Origin of the sequence: Photorhabdus tasmaniensis, from assembly GCF_011189505.1 — a bacterium.
Classification (GTDB): Bacteria; Pseudomonadota; Gammaproteobacteria; order Enterobacterales; family Enterobacteriaceae; genus Photorhabdus; species Photorhabdus tasmaniensis.
Map to the genome: position 1 here is coordinate 1 of NZ_PUJU01000098.1, position 5854 is coordinate 5854.

Here is a 5854-nt window from a genome sequence, read left to right on the forward strand (position 1 = left end):
TAAAAAGTATGCAACCCAGTGTTCTCACATCGGGTGGAAATATTTATATTAACAGTGATATATTATCAAATCAGGCATTGAGCAAAATTGAAGCTGAAAAAGATATTTTCCTGACGGGAAAAAAACTGTCAAATACCAGCAAAATATTGGAAGAAGCATCAGGGTATTTTAATCTCTTTGAATACTTCCCCAAAGACACTTATATTTCTATCACCGATTCACCTGATACCCCCTCCGGTATCTACAAACTCTCTTCTAATAAGATCCTCGAAAAAATCAACACATATCACCCATGGGATGATAAAAGTTATCATATTTTACCGCCAGGCGAGGTAAAATATGACATAAAAAAAGACAACCTGATCCTTGAGCGGGCAAGTATCATCGCGAAAGGTCATCTTATCGCTGACTTTAGCGACAGCATTAATATTGATACTGACTACCCACGTAAATCGCCCCCCAGTTCAGATTTCTATTATGATCTTCCGGCCAGCAGTGAAACGCTGTCGGAAATACTGTCTGCTAAAAATATCTTATTACACAGTGGAGAAATCACCCTCAAAGATAAAATCAGCGCGGCTAATGATTTAAACATAATTTCTGAAAGCAATATTACCCTTAAAAATTCAATACTTTCGGCACCCAATAATTTATCTATGGTTGCCGTCAATAATATCAATATCTGGCAAAGTGATATAAAAGGAAAGGATATCACTGCTATCAGCCGTCATGGCGATATCCTATTGCATAATGGTGATCAATTCGGTTATCTTTGGCGCCAACAGAGTACTAATGATCATCCTGTCTCCAATAAATTAGATGCCGTCGGTAATTTAACTATTAACTCGGGTAAAAACCTCCTTTTACAAAACGTCTATTTACAACCGGGTAAAAATATCTCTCTGATAGCAAATAATGATGTGACTATAGAAAACCATGCAGACACCTATAATTTTGCAAAATCAAAGACAGCAAACAGGCATAATGCCCCCATATCAGGAATATTAAATGCCCTCGAATCACTGATAATCCATGCGGGAAATAATATTTCCGCCAAAGGCGCAGATATCTCTGCGGGGAAAGATATTTATTTAATTGCAGCAAAAGATATTGATTTGAGTTCCGCCGAGGTAGAATATAAAAATTATGTTCTACCGCAAGACTCAACAGAACTCAGCAGCAAAATTACGGCAAAGAATAATATCAGCATAATGAGTGGCGGGGATATTAACGGGAAAGCCGTCCAGATACAAGCTAACGGCAACACATTATTATCCGCAGGAAGAAATATCACATTACCGTCCCTGGCTTATTCTGTCATTAACCCGGCTAATGATAACAACAAGGATGATCAACATATTATTGCCCAAGTCCGTGGTGATAAAAAACTGACGATGGCAGCCAATGGGACCCTCACTACTGTAGGTGCTCAATTGACTTCTGATGGTGATGTCACGCTCTCCACCGGCGGTAATATGCGTTTTGAATCGGTGCAGAATCACACCTACCGGGAAGGCAACCGGGAATTCACCGAATCAGTGACTCAGCAGGGCACTGAATTAACCAGCGGCGGCATACTCACGGTTATCTCAACCGGCAGCATTCTGTTCCAGGCCACCAAACTGGCGGCTAAAGGGGCAATGGATGTCGCGGCACAAGGCGGTTACTTGTACGCTCAGGCGATGGAAGAATCCAGTCACTATGAGAAAACAGAGACCACGCGTAAGTGGTATGGCAAAAAGAAAACCATTAAACACACCCGTCATGATGTTACTAACAAAGTGACTGAATTTACCGGCGGCGGCGATATTAACCTGTTAAGCCGGGATGACAGCACCTATGAAGCCAGCAAAATCGCCGCCAATCAACATGCCAGACTGACCAGCACGCACGGTCAGGTTAATTTTAAAGCGGTAAACAACAGCACCTTTGCGCAAACGATTACTCATTCCAAAGGGTTCTACATCAAGCAGACAGATAAAGGTTACACCGAAAATACCTGGGTGCTTCCTGCTATTCATCTCGGTGGAAAACTCACCGTAGAAGCAGCCAACGGTGTCAGCGCGGATATCAAAGCCCAAAATGGTCAGTCATTACACAATGTCGTCTCCGCCTTCGGTAATACCCCGGAAACCGCCTGGCTGAAAGGGCTCAATGAACGTCAGGATGTGCAATGGAACGTAGTCAAAGATGCGTATGACAGCTGGGATTATAAAAGCCAGCACCTGAATCCGGTGGTTTCGGCGGTGATAGCGATTGCCGTGGCTACCGTGACGGCAGGCACAGGCATAACGGCTTCGGTGGCCGGATCAGCCGCAGGCACGGCAGGTTCAGCGGCGACGGCAGCGGGGGCAACCGCCAGCACCGCGGCTACTGTGGGCTCAATGGCTTACGGTGCGACAGCTTCCGGCATGGCGGCACTGGCCTCTCAGGCGGCGGTCGCCCTGGTGGATAATCAAGGAGACTTATCTAAAACCTTAAAGGCCATGGGCAGCAGCGATACCGTTAAATCAACCATGACCTCCATGGCAATGGGCGGTGCATTGGCGGGTTTTGACACGGTGATGGGATGGGATAACGCAGCGAATGGCGCAAAACTGGATCCATCAAAGGCAACATTACCTTCCCTGAGCAACGGCGACTGGAGCAAAGTGGCTCAACGGGTTGCAGGCCAATCCATTATCGGTGCCAGTCTGGGGACAACGATTAATGGCGGCAGTTTTAAAGATAACTTCACCACCGCATTACTTGCCAATATCGGCAATCAGATGAATGCAGAAGGGGCCGGGCTGATTGGGGATAACGGGGACATTCTGGGTGTGCCCGGTAAAGCCCTTAGCCATGCAGTGGTCTCTGCCCTGGCGGCGGAAATGGGGGGCGGTGATGCCAAAGGGGCGGCTGTGGGTGCATTGGCCGCAGAACTGGCGGCAATTACAATGGAAAGCCGGCTATTTGAACCATCGTACAAAAATGAAGCCGAGCGGCAAATTCATCAGCTTCAGGAAGCGCTTACGGGTAATGAAGCCAAGACCCAGACAGCCAAACTTATCGGGGCGTTGTCAGGTGCCCTGATAAGTCATACACCGGAAGGTGCTTACAGTGCGGCTAACAGCGCAGAGCTTGTCTATCGTAACAACATGACTGAGCATATGTTGCATCAGTTATCGGTTGATAATCAAAAAGATATCCTGGCGGCAGAGAAAGGGGATAAATCGGCGGCAGAACGCGTTATTGCGCGACGTGATGCCGCGATAACCGTGACCGCAGTGGCCGCAGGCGGATATGCACTGGCTTATGGCGGTTATATACTGGTGGCCGGATCGGCTGAAATGGCAGCGGCAGGGCGTATTGCGCTTGAAGGGTGTAAGACTAATCCAGCTCTGTGCCTGAATAACGTGGGGATTTTTGTTGCAGATGCCATTGCACCAGAAGCGGCGGTTGGCACGGGCGTTTTAGCGACCGGAGCCGTAAAAGTATTAGGTAACACTAAAGAAGGTGCGAAAAATCTGGCAGGAGAATTGAGGGATGCCTCAAAACCCCTGTTGAGCAATGCTAAACCTGATACTCATGCTGTAACTCGCTTGATTGAAAATGAGAAGTTGTATGCTGGAAAGGGGACGATTAACCAACAATACCTTAAAGAAATGTCTAAGAATGGTGTCAAATTTTTACCTGAAAATGTCTTAAGAGCTGAAAAGTTAGCTGATGGTAAAATAGTGTTTCTTGAGAAAGGTAATTCATCGGCGGGGCTTCAACATATTGTAGAACGCCATGCAAATGACTTTGCTAAAATAGGTGTTTCAGAATCACAAATACCAAATATAGTCATGGATGCTGTTTCTAAAGGAAAGGTTGTCGGTTATCAAGGAAAAGGTACTGGACGTCCGATTTATGAAATTACAATCAATGGACAAAAGCAACGAGTAGCAGTGACTACTGGCAGTAATGGCTTTATTGTTGGTGCTAATCCAGCAGGGAGTAAATAGATGGAAAGAATAAAATTAATGGTTGATTACGATTGTTATCCATTATGGCTTGATTCAGATGATGAGATTGGGAATATTGATCCTGATGTTTTACCAATTAGTGATTCTCTCAAAGAGGAATTAAATAATTGGTCTAAACAATATGATGAAACATTAAATTTGGATGACCCTTTAAGCTCTGGATTTTCAACCCCAGAAGCAGAAATAGTTTTTAAGGAAAAAGGTCAATATCTGCGAGAAAAACTACAAACTGAATTGGGTAATGACTATGAAGTAGTATATCAATAATGATTACTAATCCCCCGATCGTTAGTGAACTATCCTCCCCCGAATGGTTAGACAAACATATAACATTCGGGGGGAAGTTCATCCAATCGGGGGCTATATTCTTCTATTTTTATGACAACCGGTCTGCCAGCATAAAACCCGAGTTGTTCCAGTCAGAGCCCTTTAAGAGTGAGTTGAGATCTGGACACTGATTAGGCTATCCCCCAGAAAGTGCTTACAGTGCAGAGCTTGTCTACTGTAACAACATGACTGAGCATATGTTGCATCAGTTATCGGTTGATAATCAAAAAGATATCCTGGCGGCAGAGAAAGGGGATAAATCGGCGGCAGAACGCGTTATTGCGCGACGTGATGCCGCGATAACCGTGACCGCAGTGGCCGCAGGCGGATATGCACTGGCTTATGGCGGTTATATACTGGTGGCCGGATCGGCTGAAATGGCAGCGGCAGGGCGTATTGCGCTTGAAGGGTGTAAGACTAATCCAGCTCTGTGCCTGAATAACGTGGGCATTTTTGTTGCGGATACTATTGCGCCAGAAGCGGCGGTTGGCACGGGCGTTTTAGCGACCGGAGCCGTAAAAATATTAGGCAATACCCAAGAAGGTGCGAAAAATCTGGCAGGAGAATTGAGGGATGCCTCAAAACCGCTGTTAAGCAATGCCAAACCTGATACCCATGCTGTAACTCGCTTGATTGAAAAAGAGAAGTTGTATGCTGGAAAGGGGACGACGACCATCACAACCCCAGAAGGTATCAGTTTCCAGATTAACCAGCCGAAGCATTTAGCGACTGTAGATGGTTTTTCTCAAAAATCAGGTATTAGTGGGGCACACAATGCTGATGCGTTTAATGCAGCAGTAAAACAATATAACGTAAAAATTGTAAGTGAAACACCTACAGGTGTGAAAGGTATTACACATATTGAATATAAAATACCAGCTAAACATCCTCAAACAGGTGAAATTACTCACTTCAAAGGTAATGGTTCAAAACCATTTGAAAAGACTATCTATGATCCTAAAATTTTTACTGATAAGAAAATGTTAGAGTTAGGTCAACAAGCAGCTACCAGTGGTTACAAACAAGCTATAGCTAGAGGCCAACAAGCATATGATGCTACAACAAGTGGTGTTACATTTAGGGTATATCTTGATAAGAAAACAGGTGGGATAAGTAACTTCCATCCAAAATAGGACATAATAAATGAAATTTTTATTTGAGCTACCTTATGATCATTCTAATTTTGATTGGATCATAAAAAGCTATTTTGATCTTATGTATAATGACAATCGTTTTTTAGATGCCGTAGAAAATATTATCCAAAAAGACTCTTTTATACTAGATGGTGTATATTGCTTTTTTCCTGACATAAATAGTTATGATGAAAATGAACATTTTGAAGGTGTTCAGTTTGCTGTTGGTTATCCACCAACTGATGAAGATACGATAACAATCAGTGAAGAAACCTGTTATCACTATGTCAGATTAGCCTGTGAAAAATATCTAAAACTTCATCCAGAAGATACCGATAAGGTTAATGAGTTACTGACAAAAATACCAAAGTAAAGTCAACTCTCCCC

General features: G+C 44.0%; 4 protein-coding genes. All 4 read left to right on the forward strand.

The features are described from left to right. The coding region (locus C5471_RS22470; RefSeq protein WP_242688828.1) for a DUF637 domain-containing protein at positions 1–3986 on the forward strand (3986 nt) is incomplete at its 5' end. Beyond that, the gene (locus C5471_RS22475) at positions 3987–4274 is read left to right on the forward strand and encodes a hypothetical protein (RefSeq protein ID WP_133812677.1); all 288 of its coding nucleotides are present in this window, start codon (positions 3987–3989) and stop codon (positions 4272–4274) included. 245 nt (positions 4275–4519) lie between these two features. Beyond that, positions 4520–5467 (forward strand): CdiA family toxin C-terminal domain-containing protein, encoded by a 948-nt coding sequence (locus tag C5471_RS24965; RefSeq protein WP_133812678.1) that lies wholly within the window; start codon positions 4520–4522, stop codon positions 5465–5467. Positions 5468–5477: 10 nt separating this feature from the next. Continuing rightward, the gene (gene cdiI / locus C5471_RS22485; RefSeq protein WP_133812679.1) at positions 5478–5840 is read left to right on the forward strand and encodes a ribonuclease toxin immunity protein CdiI; all 363 of its coding nucleotides are present in this window, start codon (positions 5478–5480) and stop codon (positions 5838–5840) included. The last annotated feature ends 14 nt before the right edge of the window (positions 5841–5854 follow it).